Genomic DNA, 16,961 nt, shown 5'->3' on the forward strand with positions numbered 1-16,961 from the left:
ATATGGCACATCGGTCCGTTTGCAAACCCCGTCCGGCGATCGAGCGCTCGCACTCCGTCGACCGCGGCGTCCGGGCCCCGCGAGGGCGCACACCTCCTGCGACGCACATGCCGCTCGTTCTCGCCACCCCCGGCCCTCCCGCAGGTCGAGAGGGTAGAACGGTTGGACCAGCCGCCACCGCCCCCGACGAAAGGGCTCCGATGACGACCTATGGATACCACGCCTCGCACGAGCAGCTCCCGCCCCGCGAACTGCTCTCCGCCGCGAGACTCGCCGAACGGGCGGGCTTCGCCGCCGCCATGTGCAGCGACCACCTCACCCCCTGGAGCGAGAGGCAGGCCGAGTCCGGGTTCGCGTGGTCGTGGCTCGGTGCGGCGCTCGAGGCGACCTCGCTCACCTTCGGCGTCGTGAACGCCCCCGGCCAGCGCTACCACCCGGTGATCATCGCCCAGGCGATCGCCACCCTCGAGCAGATGAACCCCGGCCGCTTCTGGGTCGCGCTCGGCAGCGGCCAGGCGATCAGCGAGCACGTCACCGGCGACCGCTGGCCGACCAAGCAGACGCGCAACGCCCGTCTCCGCGAGAGCGTCGACGTGATCCGCGCACTCCTCGCCGGCGAGGAGGTCACGCACGACGGCCTCATCACCGTCGACCGAGCGCGCGTATGGTCGCTGCCCGAGACCCCTCCGCCGCTGTTCGCCGCCGCCATCACCGAGGCGACCGCATCCTGGGCGGCCGACTGGGCCGACGGCCTGATCACGATCTCGCAGCCGATCGAGGCGCTTCGCCGCGTCATCGGGGCGTACCGGGATGCGGGCGGCCACGGCGACGTCTACGTACAGGCGCAGGTGAGTCTCGAGGACACCCGCGACGAGGCGCGCGCGGTCGCCCACGACCAGTGGCGCACCAACGTGTTCCCGTCGCCGCTCAGCTGGGACCTGGACACGGTCGAGCACTTCGACCAGGCGGCGGCGCACGTCACCGCCGAAGCCGTCGCCGAGTCGGTGCTGTGCACCGGCGATCCCGCCGAGCTGGCCGCGCATCTGAGCGAGCTCGGGCAGGCCGGTGCCGCCCGCGTATACGTGCACGGCGTCGCAAAGGACCAGCCCCGCTTCATCGAGCGGATGGGCGAGCGCGTGCTGCCCCGCCTCGCGAGAGCGGCGACCACGGGCGGGGGCGCCGCGTGAGACTCACCGACACCAGCGACCTGTGGTGGAAGACCGCCGTCTTCTACAACCTCGACGTGAAGACCTATCTCGACGCCGACGACGACGGGGTCGGCGACCTGCGGGGCCTCGCCCAGCGGCTCGACCACCTCGCCGAGCTCGGCGTCACCTGCCTGTGGCTCGCGCCCTTCTACCCGTCGCCGCAGCGCGACAACGGGTACGACATCGAGGACTACTACGGCGTCGACGCGCGCTACGGCACCCTCGGCGACATGGTCGAGGTGCTGCGCACGGCGCACGACCGCGGCATGCGAGTGATCGTCGACCTCGTCGTCAACCACACCTCCGACCGGCATCCGTGGTTCCAGGCGGCGCGGAAGAGCCCGGACAGCCGCTACCGGCACTACTACCAGTGGCGCGACGACGTGCCGGACGATGCCCCCGAGAGCATGTTCCCCGACGTCGAGGACGGCGTCTGGCGCTACGACGAGGTCGCGGAGCAGTACTACCGGCACTCCTTCTACCGGCACCAGCCCGACCTCGCGACCGACCATCCAGAGGTGCGCGAAGAGATCGCGAAGGTCATCGGCTTCTGGCTCGAGCTGGGCGTCGACGGCTTCCGCGTCGACGCCGTGCCGCACGTCATCGACGGCGAGAGCGGCCCCGAGCACGACTTCCTGCGCTCGCTGCGCGGCTACGTCTCGCGCCGCCGCGGCCACGCGACGCTGCTGGGAGAGGTGAACGTGCCGTACGACGAGCAGAGCGCGTTCTTCGGCGACGTCGACGGCGACGAGCTCACCATGCAGTTCGACTTCGTCGCCAACCAGCGCCTGTACCTGTCGCTCGCGCGCCAGGACGCCGCTCCCCTGCGCGACGCGCTCCTGTCGCGGCCCCCGATCGCGCTGGAGAACCAGTGGGGGAACTTCGTGCGCAACCACGACGAGCTCACCCTGGACCAGCTCAGCGACGACGAGCGCGCCGAGGTCTTCGACGCCTTCGCGCCCGATGAGGGCCAGCGCATCCACGACCGGGGCATCACCCGCCGGCTGCCGCCGATGCTCGACGACGATCCGCGCCGCATCCGCATGGTCTACAGCCTGATCTTCTCGCTGCCCGGAGCTCCCGTGCTCTACTACGGCGAGGAGATCGGCATGGGCGAGGACCCCCGCATCCAGGGGAGCCGCGCGGCCGTGCGCACCCCGATGCAGTGGACGGATGCCGACGACGCGGGCTTCTCGCACGCCAAGCCCGAAGACCTCGTCGCCCCGATCGTGGCGGGCGGGTTCGCGCCGCAGCACATCAACGTGGCGCAGCAGCGGCACGACCCCGAGTCGTTCCTGCGCTTCGTGCAGCAGCTCGTCCGCACGTACCGCGGGGCGCCCGAGATCGGATGGGGCGATCTCGCGATCCTCGACCAGCCGCATCCCTCCGTGCTGGCGCACTCGGTGACCAGCGAGCTCGGCGTGCTCGTCGCGGCGCACAACTTCGCACCCGACGGACGCGCCTTCCGCGTCGAGGTCGAGGGCGCCGACGCCGACTGGCGCGTCGTGAGCCTGCTCGGCGAGGACCCCGCGCCGGTCGCGCTCGAGGACGGCGGGTTCGACGTCGAGCTCGGCGGCTACGGCCACCGCTGGTGGCGGGTCATCCGCCCCGGCGAGCGCCGCATCGCGTGAGTGAGCTCGCCGCCGCCCTCGCGAGTGTGCCACATTTGTGACACAATGCGTATCACGTAGTTGATACATTCCTAGGCGAGGCGCATGTTCACCATCTATCTGTATCAGTACGGTCCGGCTGCGGTCGGACTCCTCGTCGCGCTCGGTGTCGCGTTCGTTCGCCGCCGCCTTCGAGTACCGCTGCCGAAGGGCGCCCGCCTCGCGACTGCCATCGGAGTGACGATCGCGCTCGGCTGCCTGATCGCCTTCTCCACGTGGAGCGCGTTCTCGACGTGGGTGCCATCCTTTGGCGAGGACACTTTCCTGGTCCTGATGCGTGCCGGATACCTCGCCCCGCTCGTCCTCTCTGCCGTCGCGCTGCTGTTCCTCGTCGTGCCGGTCCCTACGTCTGGTCCGCCGGGGTCCGCGGCCCTCGCCCCGCGCACCGTCCTCACCTTCGCTTCCCGCCGCTGGCTCGCGGCCACGGCGGGGGCGGTCGTCGCGATCGTCGCGATCGCGCTCCTCGCCGGCCTGGGCTCGAGCCCCGACCAAGCGGGCAGATACGTGCTGTACGAGGTGCGCCCGTCGTCCAACACGAGCGCCAGCACGACGATTTACGGATGGTGGTTCTCGCTGCCCAGTCTGATCGCCGTCGCGATCGTCGTCGCCATCGCGCTGTTGGGGATGGTCGTGATCTCGCGTCCCGCGCTCGCCGCCGACGCGCAGCATGACACCGCGATACGGAAGGCCCGTGTGCGCAACATCCTGGCCGTGAGCACCGGCGGGATCCTCCTCCATCTCGGCACCGTCCTGCGGTCCCTGTACGGCGCCTCGACCCTCCGCGCCGGATTCCCCGCCGGGCAAGCCGGCTGGGTCGAACTCGGCACCTCCTTCGCGGCGATCGGCCCCGCGCTGCTCGTCACGTCCTTCGTCACCGGCATCCTGGGCATCGCGATGTGGTGGTACGTCCTTCTGTCCGTTCTGCCCGTCCGGACGCGACAGCCGAGCGAACCCGCAGTCACGTGATCATCACCCTCGCCGACTCGGGCGTTCCGCTCGTCGACCAGATCCAGGATCAGATCCGCGGGCTCATCACCACGGGTCTTCTCTCCGCGGACCAGCGGCTGCCATCCGTACGCCAGTTGGCCAGCGACCTCGGCGTGGCGCCCGGAACTGTCGCGAAAGCATACAGATCACTCGAGAGCGAGGGCTTCCTCGTCACGCGCATCGGCAGCGGCACGCGGGTGAGTGCCAGCGCGTCGGCCACGCCTCGAGAGGTGCTGGCCGCGGCCACGCGGCTCGCCGCCGCGAGCAGACGGGAGTCCGTCGGTCTCGATGAGGCCATCCGCGTCCTGCGGGCGATCTGGCCAGATTAGCCCGCAGGCCGGACCCGCGCGCACACGTCTACGACGCGAGCTGGGCGGCGTGCGCCCGCGAACTCGGCATACGCTCGTCAGCGCCGACCGGCGTCTTCAGGACGCCGGTCTTGCCGAGTCCCCGACGCAGACGGCGGCTCGACTGCGTCTGTAGTCGCCGAACAGGACCACGGATGCGCCGTCAGGGCGTGATGGGCTCCCCCACCGCCGCCAGCGGCGCGAACACCATGGTGGTCAGGTCGGCGCTGTCGCTCACGCCGGTGCCGGCGGCGAAGAGCCGATCGCGGGCCTCGGCGGCCGATCCCTCGATCTCGTAGAGGGTCGCGTACCGGTGCACGACCGGTGCGCCCGGCGCATCCGCCGTCTGGAAGGGCTGCGCCGACACGAAGCCGGGCACGGCGAGCACCTCCGTGATGTGGTCGCCCCAGTACCAGGCACGGAACTCCTCGTCCTTGCCCTCGACTCATCACCGCGGACGCCATCACAGGTGAGGTCATCGACGACCTCCGACACACCGCGGCGTCGCTCGCGATCGCGGCCGACGCGAACGTGAAGGCCGTGCAGCGGATGCTCGGGCACGCCTCGGCGAGCATGACGCTCGACGTCTATGCCGAGCTGTTCGACGACGATCTCGACGCCGTTTCGGACGCGCTCGATCAGGCGCGCGCTCGCTCGAGTGTTAGCACCGCGTTAGCACGGGGCGCTTCCGGAACGTGACGAAACCCCCGCGATCCCAGTGTTCCCAAGGGTTCTGCGGGGGTTTCGGATGGCGGTGACGGTGGGATTTGAACCCACGGTAGGGGGTTACCCTACACAACTTTTCGAGAGTTGCACCTTCGGCCGCTCGGACACGTCACCGCCGACGAGTTTACGTCAGGTTCATCCGCGCCGCCAATCGATGATCGGCCGTATCCGCGCGGCGGCCCGGACGGACGCTCACCCCCGGGGGTCACCAGCCGCGCGCGACGTCGGCATGCACGCGGAGGATGTCCTCGGTCGTGCCCTCGGGCGCGCGGCCGATGCCGCACTCCGTCGCGACGCCGAAGCGCGCCACGTACCGGGATGCCGCGGCCGCGCGACGCAGGGCGCCCTCGGCGCCGTCCTCGCGGCGCACAAGACCCCGGTACAGCTCGACGCCCTCGCCGAGTCGCAGCTCGGTCAGCGACGCGAAGCACGCCTCGTCGTCGCGCTCGATCGGCACCGGCAGGTGCAGCCACGTGAGGGGACGCGTCGCGGCATCCTGCACCGCGTTCGCGAAGCGGGTGAGATTGGCCGCATCCGCCGGCTCGACGAAGTGCTTCTCCCCCGCGTCGCCGTAGCAGAGGTGCACGCCGACCTCGACGTCGGCCGGCACCCGGTCGACACCCGGCGATGCGGCTTACTCACGGCTCGCGTCTCTGGCTCGCCGCATCCGGCACTGCCAGACTGGAGGGCATGACTGCCATCGAGAACTCCAAGCTCACCGTCGTCGGAGCGGGAAGCGTCGGCTCGAGCGTCGCGTATGCCGCGCTCATCCGCGGTTCGGCTCGTCACGTCGCGCTGTACGACATCTCGACCGCGAAGGTCGAGGCCGAGGTGCTCGACCTCGCCCACGGCACGCAGTTCACCGGCTCGAGCGACATCATCGGCGGCAGCGACCTCTCGGTCGTCGAAGGATCGCACGTCGTGGTCATCACCGCTGGCGCCAAGCAGAACCCCGGACAGAGCCGCATCGAGCTCGCCGGTGTGAATGCCGGCATCCTCAAGTCCATGATGCCGCAGCTGCTCGAGGTCGCCCCCAACGCGATCTACGTGATCGTCACGAACCCGTGCGACGTGCTGACCGTGCTCGCGCACGAGTCCACGGGGCTTCCCCCCGAGCGGATCTTCGCCTCCGGCACGGTGCTCGACACGTCGCGGCTGCGGTGGAAGCTCGCCCAGCGCGCGGGTGTCTCGTCGTCGAGCGTGCACGCCTACATCGTCGGCGAGCACGGCGACACCGAGTTCCCGCTGTGGTCGACGGCATCCATCGGCACCGTGCCGATCCTCGACTGGCAGACCGAGAACCACCCGAGGATGACCGTTCCGGAGCTCGACGAGATCGCGGTCGACGTGCGCGACGCGGCCTACAAGGTGATCCAGGGCAAGGGCGCGACCAACTACGCGATCGGCCTGTCGAGCGCCCGCATCGTCGAGGCGATCCTGCACGACGAGCACGCGGTGATGCCGGTGTCGACCGTGCTGAGCGGCTACCACGGCATCGACGGCGTCGCCCTGTCGGTGCCCTCTATCGTGAGCGCCCGCGGCGCGTTCCCGGTGTCGGAGACCCCGTACAGCGAGCGCGAGCTCGAGCTGCTCCGCCACTCCGCCGAGTCGCTCCGCGACGTCGCCGAGTCGCTGCGCTGATGCTCGCTCTCCCGTCCCCTGGGCGAGGAGCGAAGCGCCGAGACCGCCGGCGGGGCGCGTAACTCCTCCGTTGCGGTGCCTGATCACACCGCAGCGGCAAGCGGAGGCACGCCTCGAAGGAGTCAGGTCGGCTCGGCACACGGGCCCCCGGGCCCTCGGGCGCCGATCAGAGGGCCCGGGCCCCCGGGATCGCGCCGATCAGCTCGCGCGTGTAAGCGTCGCTCGGCGCCGAGAAGATGCGCTCGGCGGTGCCCTGCTCGAGGATCCGACCGCCGCGCATCACGGCGACGCGGTCGGAGATCTGGCGGATGACGCCGAGGTCGTGCGAGATGAACAGGTAGGTCAGCCCGTGCTCGGCCTGCAGGTCGACGAGCAGCTGCAGCACCTGCTCCTGCACCGACACGTCGAGCGCCGAGACCGGCTCGTCGAGCACGACGAGCTCCGGACGCAGCGCCAGTGCCCGCGCGATCGCGACCCGCTGGCGCTGCCCGCCCGACAGCTGCGAAGGCAGGCGGTGCAGCAGGTCGGGCGAGAGCCGCACCTGAGCGAGCAGGTCGCGCACGATCGGCGTCCGGTCGCCTCTGCCGACGCCGAACGCCTGCAGGGGCTCGGCGATCAGCCGGGCGACCGTCATCCGCGGATCGAGAGAGCCGAACGGATTCTGGTACACGACCTGGATGCGACGGCGCAGCTGCCGCATCGCCGAGCCGCCGACGCCGGTGATGTCGGCGCCGTCGAAGACGATGCTGCCGGTGTCGGAGGGGATGATGCGGGCCACCATGCGGGCCGTCGTGCTCTTGCCCGACCCAGACTCGCCGACGAGGGAGAACGTCGTGCCGCGGGGGATGACGAAGTCGACCGCCTCGACGGCACGGAGCGCGCGCGCTCCGCTCCCGTAGGTCTTGCCGAGCCCGGAGACCTCGAGCAGCGGTGCGTCGGCGGCGACGGGAACGCGCTCGACGACGCCCGCGGTCGGCGAGAGGCGCCGACTGTTCAGGCCCGGCGCTGCGGCGACCAGACGCTGCGTGTACGGGTGTGCGGGCGCCGAGAGCACCTCTGCGGCCGATCCGCTCTCGACGATCTCACCCTTCTCCATCACCACGATCCGGTCGGCACGGTCGGCCGCGACCGCGAGGTCGTGGGTGACCAGCAGCACCGCGGTGCCGTGCGCGAGCGCAAGGGACTGCATCCGGTCGAGCACGTGACGCTGCACCGTGGCGTCGAGGGCGCTGGTGGGCTCGTCGGCGATCACGAGATCGGGCTCGCACGCCCACGCGATCCCGATGAGGATGCGCTGGCGCAGTCCGCCCGAGAGCTCGTGGGGGTACTGCCCGGCACGCAGCTCCGGATCCGGCACGCCCACCTCGCCGATGATCTCGACCGCGCGGGCGGCGGCGTCCGCGCGCGCGAGCCCGCGGTGGCGGCGCAGGGTCTCGGCGATCTGCTCGCCGACCCGCATGAGCGGGTTGAGACTGTGCGACGGGTCTTGCGGGACGAAGCCGATCCGACCGCCACGGATGCGGCGCAGCGCCGCCGCAGGGGTCTTGCCGAGGTCCATACCGTCGAAGACGATCGCCCCGCCGCGGATGCGCGCCTCGGCCGGCAGCAGCCGCACGAGCGCGTGCGCGATGGTGCTCTTGCCCGACCCGGACTCGCCGACGACGGCGACGATCTCGCCGCGCCCGACCTCGAGGTCGACGCCGCGGACGGCGGCGTGGGCCCGCCTGCCCGCACCGTAGTCGACGCGGAGCCCTGAGACCTGGAGCAGAGCGGTCATCGGTCGCCTCCGATCACACGGGCGATGCGGTTGACCGAGAGCACGACCGCGAGGATCACGGCTCCCGGCAGCAGGCTCAGCCAGGGGGCCGTCGCGACGAAGTCGCGTCCCGCCGAGACGAGGGCGCCCCACTCCGGCGCCGGCGGCTGGGCGCCGAAGCCGAGGAAGCTGAGCGCCGAGACGGCCAGGATCGCCAGCGCCAGCTCGAGGGACGCCATCGCGATGATGGGTCGCGCGGCGTTCGGCAGCACGTGGCGGACAAGGATCGCGGGGCCGCGCGAGCCCAGCGTGCGCGCGGCCTCGACGTACTCCTCGCCACGGACGCGGAGCACCTGCGCCCGCATCACGCGCGCGAAGGCGCCCGCGGTGCCGAGGCCCACGCCCAGTGCGACCGAGAGCGGGCCGAACCCGAGGGAGGCGACCACGATCAGGGCGAGCAGGATGCCCGGGATCGCGATGAGCACGTCGACGAAACGCATGGCCACCAGGTCGACGGGCCCGCCGACGTATCCGCACACAAGGCCCACGATCGAGCCGATCAGAACCCCCGCGACCACCGCGAGCGCCGCCGCCGACAACGAGAGCTGCGCGCCGTACACGACCCGGGAGAACACGTCTCGCGCGAGGTGGTCGGTGCCGAACAGGTGCTCGAGGCTCGGCGGTGCAAGGCGCGCCGTGCCCACCGAGGCGTAGGGGTCGTAGGGGGCGAGCAGCTGCGGCGCCACCATCGCGACGACGGTGACGAGCAGCACGAGGGCCGAGATCAGCAGGCCGGGCTTTCTCAGGATGGTCATCGCGCGGCCTCCTTGCGTCCGCTCAGTCGCGTGCGCGTGCGGGGGTCGATCACGCCGTACATGGCGTCGACGATCAGTGTGACCACGGCGTAGACGACGGCGACCACGATCACGACACCCATGACCACGTTGATGTCGCGGGCGAGCACGGCGTCGACGGTCAGGCGGCCGATGCCGTCGCGCGAGAACACCGTCTCGACCACGGCGGTGCCGCCCGCGAGATAGCCGATCTGCAGGCCGATGATCGTGATCGAGGGGAGCAGGGCGTTGCGCAGCACGTGACGCACGACCACGGTGCGCTGGGCGAGGCCCTTGGCGTTCGCGGTGAACACGAACGGGCTCGCGCCGGCGTCGAAGACGGCCGCCGAGAAGACCTGGAAGAAGATGGCCCCGGTCGGCAGGGCCAGGGTGATGCCCGGCAGCACGATGCTGGCGAAGCCGCCCGTGCCGGAGGCCGGGAACCAGCCGAGGCCGAAGGAGAACACGCTGATCAGCACCAGGCCGCTCAGGAACGCCGGGATGGCGATGCCGAGCGGCGGGATCTGCGTCACGACGGCCCGCATCCATGCCGGCCGGGCGATGTACGCCCACACCGTGAAGGCGAGCGCGATCACGAAGCCGACCACGAGGGCGAAGACGGCGACCGCCGCGGTGTGCGGGAACGCGCGGCCGATCATGTCGACGACGGGCTGACCGGTGGCGATCGAGATGCCGAGGTCTCCGCGGAACAGCGCGACGAAGCCCACGACGTACTGCTGCCACGCCGGTCCGTCGAGGCCGTAACGCGCGCGGAGCGCGTCGAGTGCGGCCGGGTCGGTGGAGGTGGCGTCGCCGCCGCGCAGCGAGAGAGCTGCGAGCACGGGGTCGCCGGGCAGCGCGTGGATCAGCAGGAAGGCGACGGTGTAGGTCGCCCAGACCACGAAGATGCACTGGAGGATCTTCGGGACCAGGAAGCGGGCGATCGCTCTCGCCCGGCTCCCCCCGTTCGCTGAGGCCACGCGCTGCTCCGGCTGCACCATCAGTCGGAGACGACCATGGTGTCGTAGAGGTGGAGACGGGCGGCCGAGTCGAAGGTGATGCCCTCGACGCCCACGCGCGAGCCGTGCAGCTGCACGGTCTCGAGCGTCGGGATCACGTACGCCCGCTCGGCGACGATCTGCTGGATCTCGTCGACGATCTCCTGGCGCGCTTCCGCATCCGCCGTCTGCGACTGCTCCTGGAGCAGACCCTCCAGCTCCGCGTCGTCGACAATGCCCCAGCGCGCGGCGGACGCCGTCGACAGCAGGGTGCGCAGCGCATCCGGGTCGGTGCGGGTCAGGCCCGCGCCGAGCAGATCGTAGTCGCCCGAGGCGATCGCACCGAAGAAGTCACCCGTGGCGACCATGTTCAGCTGCAGGTCGATGCCGACCTCGCGCAGCTGGATCTGGGCGGCCTCGAGCACGTCCTGGGCGTAGAACGCGGTGACGGTGACGGTCAGCGGCTGGCCGTCCTTCTCGTAGATGCCGTCGGTCCCGAGCGTCCAGCCGTCGCCCTCGAGGAGATCCTGGGCGCCCTCCGGGTCGTAGGCGAGCACGTCGCCGAGGTCAGTGTAGCCGGGGGTGGAGGAGGTCAGCACGCTCGTGGGCGCCTGGCCGCTGAGCGAGCCGGCGATGACGTTGATCTGATCGCGGTCGAGACCCTTGGTGATGGCCTGGCGCACGGCCTCGTCGGCGAGCACACCACGGCTGGTGTTCACGATGAGCGAGTTCGGCACGCCCGGGTTGGCCTTCGCGTAGAGGTGGTACTCGTCGGTGCTGAAACGCGACTCGTCGACGTAGGGCACGTCCTGGATCACGTCGTACTCGCCCGATTCCAGGCCGCCGGTGCGCACGCTCGGCTCGGTGATGATCGGAAAGCTGACCGAGTCGAGGTAGGCCTCGCCCTCGTGCCCGCGCAGCGTCGACGCCCAGTCGTAGCCGTCGCGCTTCACGATCTCGACGGAGTCGTTGACGACGTAGGAGTCGAGGACGAAGGGTCCCGTGCCGACGACCGACTGGCAGCGGTCCTCGGCGGAGGCGGCGACGGTCTCGGCCGAGAGGATGCCGAGCGACATGGTGGTCGCGCCCTGCTGGAACTGCACGTTGGGGGCGGAGAAGTTCACCGTGAACTCGGTGTCGTCGACGATCTCGGTGCCCGCGTAGCCGGAGAGGTATCCGTTCGCCAGCGACGCCGAGGCGCCGAGCTCCACGATCGCGTCGAAGTTCGCCGCCACGACCTCAGAGGTCAGCGGCGTGCCGTCGCTGAAGGTGACGTCGTCGCGCAGGGTGAACGTGTACGACGTCAGGTCGTCGCTCACCTCCCACTCGCTCGCGAGCCACGGCACGATCTCACCGGTGTCGGGGTCCTGGTCGAGCAGCGAGTCGGTCAGCTGGCGGCCGACGATGAGCGAGGTCGTCACCGACGTCTGCTGCGGGTCGAGGCAGGTCGGGTCCTCCTTGAGCGCGAACACGATGTCCTGCGCGACGTCGGCGCCGGGGGTCGACGCCGGGTCCGCGGAGCCCGCGGTACAGCCGGCGAGCGCCGCGACGGCGAGGCCCGCCGTCAACGGGACGGCGATGCGCCGTGCCCTGCGGGGGATTGAGATGGTCACAGTGTCTCCTTCATGCCAGGGATGGGGATGCAGGTGGTGCGAGGGGGGAAGATCGGGCCGGTGGAGGGGGATCAGGCCGGCAGGGCGCCGGACACCAGTTCGCCGCGGGCGACGACCGCGACGATGTTCTCGGCGGTCAGAGTGTCGATGTCCTGCCACGGCTTGCCGCGGACGACCACGAAGTCGGCTCCGTGGCCGGGCTGGAGCCGACCGACCCTGCCGGTGAGCCGGATCGCGTCGGCCGCGTCGGAGGTACCGGCGCGCAGGGCCCGCTCCGCGCTCCATCCGAAGGCGCGCGCCATGAGCCGCAGTTCCTCCAGCTGGTCGCCGAAGCGCACGAAGATGCCGTTCGCGTCGGTGCCGAGCACGAACCGGACGCCCGCGGCCGCCGCTCCGACGAAGTTCTCGTCGCGTTCGGTGACGACGGCGCGGCCCTTCTCAGCGGCGTCGTCGCTGACCGGGATGCGGCGGTCGGCGATCGCGTCGTTGATGAGGAGCGTGGGGGCGACGGGCAGGTTGCGCTCGAGCAGGGTCTCCCAGTGCCGTTCCTGGATGCCGGTGCCGTGCTCGATCGAGTCGACCTCGAACTCGAGCGCGATGTCGACGCCCTCGGCGGTGTGCGTGTGGGCGGCCACCAGCATCCCGAGCGCGTGCGCCTCGTCGACGGTCGCGGCGATCTCCTGCGGGGTCTGGTTGCGCCATCCGACCTTGTCGCCGATCGAGAGCACGCCGCCGCTCGTGAAGATCTTGATGCCGTCGGCACCCGAGCGCGCCCACTGGCGTACGAGCTTGCGGCATTCGTCGGGCGAGTCGGCGACGGGGGCGCGGTGCGGGTAGTGCGGCGGCACGAACAGGTCGCCGTGCCCGGCGGTCATGCCCACCGCGCCGTGCACGAGCACGCGAGGGCCGGGGATGAGGCCGGCGTCGAGCGCGCGGGCCGCCGAGAGCTGCACGTCGCTGCCGGAGAGGTCCCGCAGGGTCGTGACGCCCGCCGCCGCGGCGCGGCGGGCGTGCGCGACGACGTGGATCGAGCGCTCGGAGTCGGGCGTGATGAGCGGCCACGTCATCCAGTCGCCGGGCTTCGCGCCGGCGGAGGAGTCGAGGTGCACGTGCGTGTCGATGAGCCCGGGGATGACGCTGTACTCGGATGGGGCGGATGCGGCCTCGCCGGCGGATGCGGCGGGCTCGACGGAGGTGATCCGGTCGCCGGACCAGCTCACCGTCGCCGTGCCGCGGTCGCTCTCTCCGTCCCAGACGGTCAGGCCGGAGAGGGTGTGCAGGGTCACGGGCACGATGGACTCCTCGCGGGATGTGGTGGGAAGACGGACGCTGGTCGCCGGGTCGACGTTGTCCGGTTTCGTCACGATACCCGCGTGAACGCGCAACAAATCAACAAGTTCCGTCATCTGGCGGAATGTTTACCGAACGGAAACACTCCAATCGCCCCAGAAAATCAGGGATGACGGAAGCTGAGGAGGCGACCGGTCACGCGGGTTGCCCCCGACTTATCGATAAGCGTGACCGCCGACCGAACAGGAGACACCCATGCGATCGACCGAGACGATCACCGGACGCCGCGTGCTGGTGGTGCTCGAGCCGGGCGACGAGGTGCTGTCCTCGCTCGCGGAGGCGTGCCGGAGCCACGGCATCGCGCAGGCGGTCGTGACGACCTTCAGCGGGGCTCTGCGCAGCGCCCGGATCATCGCCGCCGACCATGCGCCGGTCGACCCGGAGGCGCCGCTGCCCGAGTCCGTCGAGGTGCGCTACACCGAGGGGATCGGCTCCGGCACGATCACCCGGGATGCGGCCGGCGACCACACGGTGCATGTGCACGTCGCGCTCGGCGCGAAGGACCGCTCGGGGCTGGCCGTCGCCGGCCATCTGCTCCACGCCGAGACGCACTACGTCGTCGAGGTCGTCCTCGACGAGATCCTCGCGCCGGCCCTCGGACGACGCGCGCACCCGGGATCGAGCGGCATCCCCATCCTCGACATCGCCGGCCCGGGCATCGTCGAGGCGGCGCGCGCGACATCCGACGGCGCCCGCTAGCTGCATGATGGTTCCATCCGCATCCGCCCACAGAACGGCCCGCCTGTGACGTACCTGCCGCTTCCCCGCCCGCTCGGAGACCGCGCGCATCTGCGGGTGCTGCACGAGCTGCTGCGGTTCGTGCGCGAGGCGGCGGCGAGTCGCACGCCCCTGCCGGGCGAACTCGAGCTCACCGCGCGGCTCGACTGCACGCGACAGCAGCTGCGCAACGCCATGTCGAGCCTCGAGGCGCAGGGCATCGTGCGCCGCAGGCAGGGGTCGGTGACGACGGTAGACCCGATCGCCCTGCGGCTGAGCGTGCGCCTCGAGGAGCAGTTCGAGCACGCCGAGCTGCTCGACCGCCTCGGCTACCAGGCCGAGGTCGAGACCCTGTCGTCGTCGCTCACCACCCTCGGCGCCGACGCCGGCGCGGTCATGGAGCTGGCGGCGGAGATGCCCGCGTTCGTCGTGCGCAAGCGCTGGCGGGCGGATGGCGCGGTCGCCATGATCGCCGACGACCTCCTCCCTCTCGACGACGCCGACACCCCCGTCGATGCGACCGAGTCCGTCTTCACCGCGGCGGCGCGCATCTGGGGCGAGCCGGTGATCTGGGAGGTCTCGACGCCGGGCGTCGCCGCCCTCGACGCGGACCTCGCCGCGCTGTTCGAGCGACCCGCCGGCACACCGGTCATGACGTTCGAGATCGTCGGCATCGGCGCCAGCGGACGCCGCCTCATGCACAGCATCGAGTACCACGACCCCGACATCGTCTCCTACTCGCTCGTCCGCACCGTCCGCCCGCCCTGGGGCGGCGTCTGAGGGCCGAGGCGTGCCCGGCCGCACCTCCCGGTGAACGCTTGCCTCGCAAGCGGCTCGCCCCGACGCCGGATCCGCGATCATCCGTGCCACGGCGCGACGGTCAGGCGCGATGATGGAGGCGTCAGCTCAACCGGAGGGGCATCGATCATGAAGACCATCGACATCGTCGAGATGAGCATCGGGGAGCTCGCCGCCGCCCTCGACTCGGGCGCGGTCACGAGCGTCGACCTCGTGTGCGCCTATCTCAACCGCATCGCGTTCTACGACCGCACCGGGCTGTCGCTCCATGCGATCGCCGTGCTGAACCCCGACTGCATCGCGGAGGCCGCCGCATCCGACCGGCGCCGCAGAGAGGGCGTCGTCGGCGCGCTCGAGGGCATCCCGTTCACGGTCAAGGACAGCTACAAGGTCGAGGGGCTGACCGTGGCATCCGGCAGCCCCGCGCTCGCCGATCTCGTCGCGACGGAGGATGCCGCGACCGTGGCGATGCTCCGTGCGGCCGGAGCGGTGCTGCTCGGCAAGACCAACATGCCGCCGATGGCCGCCGGCGGCATGCAGCCCGGCGTCTACGGCTACGCGCGGAGCCCGTACAACCCCGACTACCTCACCGCGGCGTGGGGGTCCGGGTCGTCGAATGGGTCGGGCACGGCCACCGCCGCGAGCCTGTGCGCCTTCGGCATGGCCGAGGAGACGGTGTCGTCCGGTCGTGCACCGGCATCCAACAACGCCCTCGTCGCCTACACGCCCTCGCGCGGCGTCATCTCCATCCGCGGAAACTGGCCGCTGCGGCCGACGTGCGACGTGGTCGTGCCGCACACGCGCACCGTCGCCGACCTGCTGACGGTGCTCGAGGTGATCGCGGTCGACGACCCCGAGCGCTCGGGCGACTTCTGGCGTGCGCAGAACGCCGTCGAGCTGCCCTCCCCTCTCGACGTGCTGCCCCGCCCGATCGCGCGGCCGCGCCCCGAGCGGCTCGACGGGCTGCGCATCGGCGTGCCGAGGCTGTACATCGGCGCGGACCCCGTGCCGGTGGATCCGCCGTTCGTGCGTAAGAGCGTGCGGGCGCTCTGGGACCAGGCCGCCGACGACCTCCGCGCGCTCGGCGCCGAGGTCGTGCCGGTCGACTTCCCCGTGGTCTCCAACTACGAGGAGGACCGCCCCGGCACCGTCGGTCTCGCCGCGCGCGGGCTCGTTCCCCCGACCTGGCGCGCGATCGAGGGCGGACCGCTCACCGCGATGGCGCTCGACGGCTTCCTGCGCGAGAACGGCGACCTCGAGCTGAACTCCTGGGCCGACGTCGACGGCGACACCGTCTTCCCGATCGCGGATGCGCCCATCCCGGTGTGGATCACCCGCGCCCGCGGCGGGTTCGACTGGCAGCGTCTCGCCGAGCTCGTCAAGCAGGGCCTCCCCGAGTCCCTCGACGACGTGCCGGGACTCGACCAGCTGCTGACGGGTCTCGAGCGCGCACGCCGCGAGGACTTCGAGCAGTGGATGGAATCGCTCGGGCTCGATCTCGTCGTGTTCCCCGCGGTCGGGGATGTCGGTCGCGCCGACGTGTTCACGCGCGCCGAGAGCCTCGAGGCCGCGTCGCGGAACGGCGTCGTCTACTCGAACGGCAACCGGGCGATCCGTCACCTCGGCATTCCGACGGTGACCGTGCCGATGGGATGCATGGCCGACACCCAGATGCCGGTGGGCCTGACCTTCGCGGGCGCGGCGTACAGCGACGACAGGCTGCTCGATCTCGCGCACGCCTACGAGCGAGCGACGAGCCGACGAGTGCCCGCCTTCCTCACGCCGACGTTGCCCGCCAACCAGATCGAGGCGGCGCCGGAGGCGGATGCGGGTGGCGGCGATGCGGGTGGCGGCGATGCCGGTGTGGAGCACACCGTGCAGATCGAGCAGACCGGCCGGTCATGGGTCGTCACCGTGCGCGTCGACGCGGGAGCCGACGGTGCGGGGGCTGGGGCTGGGGCCGACATCCGCGTCTGGGCCGACGGCCACATCCTGCGCGCTGTCGACGGCGAGCCCGGATGCTACTCGGGACGGGTGTCCCGGGCGAGGGCACGGCTCTTCGACGAGATCATGGTGCTGGTGAAGCGAGGGGGCTCGGCGGCCGCGCTCACCTTCGCGCCGCTGCCGGGCGCCGACCGCTGAGCGGCCCCGCGCTCGGGCCGCGCTCGGGCCGCGCTCGGGCCGCGCTCGGGCCGCGCTCGGGCCGCGAGACTGCACGTGGGCGCCGGATGGGTCACCAATCGTCGGATCCGTGGGACAGATGATGTGCAGTGAGGCCCATGAGGCTCCCCACCCGCCTCCGATCCGACGACTGGGC

Annotated in this window: 15 protein-coding genes, 1 tRNA gene and 1 pseudogene; 9 read left to right on the forward strand and 8 right to left on the reverse strand. The window is 71.3% G+C overall.

What is annotated here, in order from left to right:
• Window positions 1-200: 200 nt before the first annotated feature.
• From GVL03_RS08415 to GVL03_RS08430, 4 genes are all read left to right on the forward strand, one after another.
• A complete protein-coding gene (locus GVL03_RS08415) occupies window positions 201-1,187 on the forward strand; it encodes a TIGR03885 family FMN-dependent LLM class oxidoreductase (RefSeq protein WP_159500544.1) in 987 nt (328 codons plus the stop codon).
• A complete protein-coding gene (locus GVL03_RS08420; RefSeq protein WP_159500545.1) occupies window positions 1,184-2,839 on the forward strand; it encodes an alpha-amylase family protein in 1,656 nt (551 codons plus the stop codon). The genes GVL03_RS08415 and GVL03_RS08420 overlap by 4 nt, the downstream gene beginning before the upstream one ends.
• A gap of 84 nt (window positions 2,840-2,923) precedes the next feature.
• On the forward strand, window positions 2,924-3,844 hold the full coding sequence (locus GVL03_RS08425; RefSeq protein ID WP_159500546.1) for a hypothetical protein: 921 nt from the start codon (window positions 2,924-2,926) through the stop codon (window positions 3,842-3,844).
• Window positions 3,841-4,194, forward strand: coding sequence for a GntR family transcriptional regulator (locus GVL03_RS08430; RefSeq protein WP_306770321.1), 354 nt, complete (start codon window positions 3,841-3,843; stop codon window positions 4,192-4,194). Before GVL03_RS08425 ends, GVL03_RS08430 begins: the two co-directional genes overlap by 4 nt.
• Before the next feature lie 181 nt (window positions 4,195-4,375).
• Here GVL03_RS08430 and GVL03_RS08435 read toward each other — a convergent pair whose 3' ends face one another.
• Window positions 4,376-4,591 (reverse strand): hypothetical protein, encoded by a 216-nt coding sequence (locus tag GVL03_RS08435; RefSeq protein ID WP_159500547.1) that lies wholly within the window; start codon window positions 4,589-4,591, stop codon window positions 4,376-4,378.
• A 104-nt stretch (window positions 4,592-4,695) separates the two neighbouring features.
• On the opposite strand from GVL03_RS08435, the pseudogene GVL03_RS08440 reads away from it, so the two are divergent.
• Window positions 4,696-4,911, forward strand: a pseudogene (locus tag GVL03_RS08440) (tyrosine-type recombinase/integrase); the annotation flags it as partial.
• 50 nt (window positions 4,912-4,961) lie between these two features.
• Here GVL03_RS08440 and GVL03_RS08445 read toward each other — a convergent pair.
• Together GVL03_RS08445 and GVL03_RS08450 are read right to left on the reverse strand one after the other, a co-directional pair.
• Window positions 4,962-5,052, reverse strand: a tRNA-Ser gene (locus GVL03_RS08445).
• Between the two features lie 91 nt (window positions 5,053-5,143).
• Window positions 5,144-5,548, reverse strand: a complete 405-nt coding sequence (locus tag GVL03_RS08450; protein WP_235038077.1) for a hypothetical protein — start codon at window positions 5,546-5,548, stop codon at window positions 5,144-5,146.
• An 80-nt stretch (window positions 5,549-5,628) separates the two neighbouring features.
• Between GVL03_RS08450 and GVL03_RS08455 the strand changes: the two genes are divergently transcribed.
• On the forward strand, window positions 5,629-6,579 hold the full coding sequence (locus GVL03_RS08455) for an L-lactate dehydrogenase (protein WP_159500548.1): 951 nt from the start codon (window positions 5,629-5,631) through the stop codon (window positions 6,577-6,579).
• Between the two features lie 166 nt (window positions 6,580-6,745).
• Here GVL03_RS08455 and GVL03_RS08460 read toward each other — a convergent pair whose 3' ends face one another.
• From GVL03_RS08460 to GVL03_RS08480, 5 genes are all read right to left on the reverse strand, one after another.
• Window positions 6,746-8,356: an ABC transporter ATP-binding protein gene (locus tag GVL03_RS08460; RefSeq protein WP_159500549.1), complete on the reverse strand. Its 1,611-nt coding sequence runs from the start codon at window positions 8,354-8,356 to the stop codon at window positions 6,746-6,748.
• Entirely contained in the window at window positions 8,353-9,150 is a 798-nt protein-coding gene (locus GVL03_RS08465) for an ABC transporter permease (protein WP_159500550.1), read from the reverse strand. The genes GVL03_RS08460 and GVL03_RS08465 overlap by 4 nt, the downstream gene beginning before the upstream one ends.
• Complete coding sequence (locus GVL03_RS08470) at window positions 9,147-10,148, reverse strand: ABC transporter permease (protein ID WP_159500551.1); 1,002 nt, start codon at window positions 10,146-10,148, stop codon at window positions 9,147-9,149. Before GVL03_RS08470 ends, GVL03_RS08465 begins: the two co-directional genes overlap by 4 nt.
• A gap of 20 nt (window positions 10,149-10,168) precedes the next feature.
• Complete coding sequence (locus tag GVL03_RS08475; RefSeq protein ID WP_159500552.1) at window positions 10,169-11,779, reverse strand: ABC transporter substrate-binding protein; 1,611 nt, start codon at window positions 11,777-11,779, stop codon at window positions 10,169-10,171.
• 71 nt (window positions 11,780-11,850) lie between these two features.
• Complete coding sequence (locus tag GVL03_RS08480; protein ID WP_159500553.1) at window positions 11,851-13,143, reverse strand: amidohydrolase family protein; 1,293 nt, start codon at window positions 13,141-13,143, stop codon at window positions 11,851-11,853.
• Window positions 13,144-13,324: 181 nt separating this feature from the next.
• Here GVL03_RS08480 and GVL03_RS08485 point away from each other — a divergent pair, with 181 nt between their 5' ends.
• The 3 genes from GVL03_RS08485 (at window position 13,325) to GVL03_RS08495 (ending at window position 16,786) form a co-directional block, all read left to right on the forward strand.
• Window positions 13,325-13,828 (forward strand): PPC domain-containing DNA-binding protein, encoded by a 504-nt coding sequence (locus GVL03_RS08485; RefSeq protein ID WP_159500554.1) that lies wholly within the window; start codon window positions 13,325-13,327, stop codon window positions 13,826-13,828.
• Between the two features lie 45 nt (window positions 13,829-13,873).
• Window positions 13,874-14,626 (forward strand): GntR family transcriptional regulator, encoded by a 753-nt coding sequence (locus GVL03_RS08490; protein WP_159500555.1) that lies wholly within the window; start codon window positions 13,874-13,876, stop codon window positions 14,624-14,626.
• Between the two features lie 147 nt (window positions 14,627-14,773).
• On the forward strand, window positions 14,774-16,786 hold the full coding sequence (locus GVL03_RS08495; protein WP_159500556.1) for an amidase: 2,013 nt from the start codon (window positions 14,774-14,776) through the stop codon (window positions 16,784-16,786).
• The last annotated feature ends 175 nt before the right edge of the window (window positions 16,787-16,961 follow it).

The sequence above is a fragment of the Microbacterium sp. 18062 genome, from assembly GCF_902706225.1.
Lineage (GTDB): Bacteria > Actinomycetota > Actinomycetes > Actinomycetales > Microbacteriaceae > Microbacterium.

What these genes read in the sequence shown, in the direction of transcription:
- GVL03_RS08415 (WP_159500544.1), top strand. Translation starts at nt 201, where the DNA reads ATGACGACCTATGGATACCACGCCTCGCACGAGCAGCTCCCGCCCCGC.
- GVL03_RS08425 (WP_159500546.1), top strand. Translation starts at nt 2,924, where the DNA reads ATGTTCACCATCTATCTGTATCAGTACGGTCCGGCTGCGGTCGGACTC.
- GVL03_RS08455 (WP_159500548.1), top strand. Translation starts at nt 5,629, where the DNA reads ATGACTGCCATCGAGAACTCCAAGCTCACCGTCGTCGGAGCGGGAAGC.
- GVL03_RS08460 (WP_159500549.1), bottom strand. Translation starts at nt 8,356, where the DNA reads ATGACCGCTCTGCTCCAGGTCTCAGGGCTCCGCGTCGACTACGGTGCG.
- GVL03_RS08465 (WP_159500550.1), bottom strand. Translation starts at nt 9,150, where the DNA reads ATGACCATCCTGAGAAAGCCCGGCCTGCTGATCTCGGCCCTCGTGCTG.
- GVL03_RS08485 (WP_159500554.1), top strand. Translation starts at nt 13,325, where the DNA reads ATGCGATCGACCGAGACGATCACCGGACGCCGCGTGCTGGTGGTGCTC.
- GVL03_RS08495 (WP_159500556.1), top strand. Translation starts at nt 14,774, where the DNA reads ATGAAGACCATCGACATCGTCGAGATGAGCATCGGGGAGCTCGCCGCC.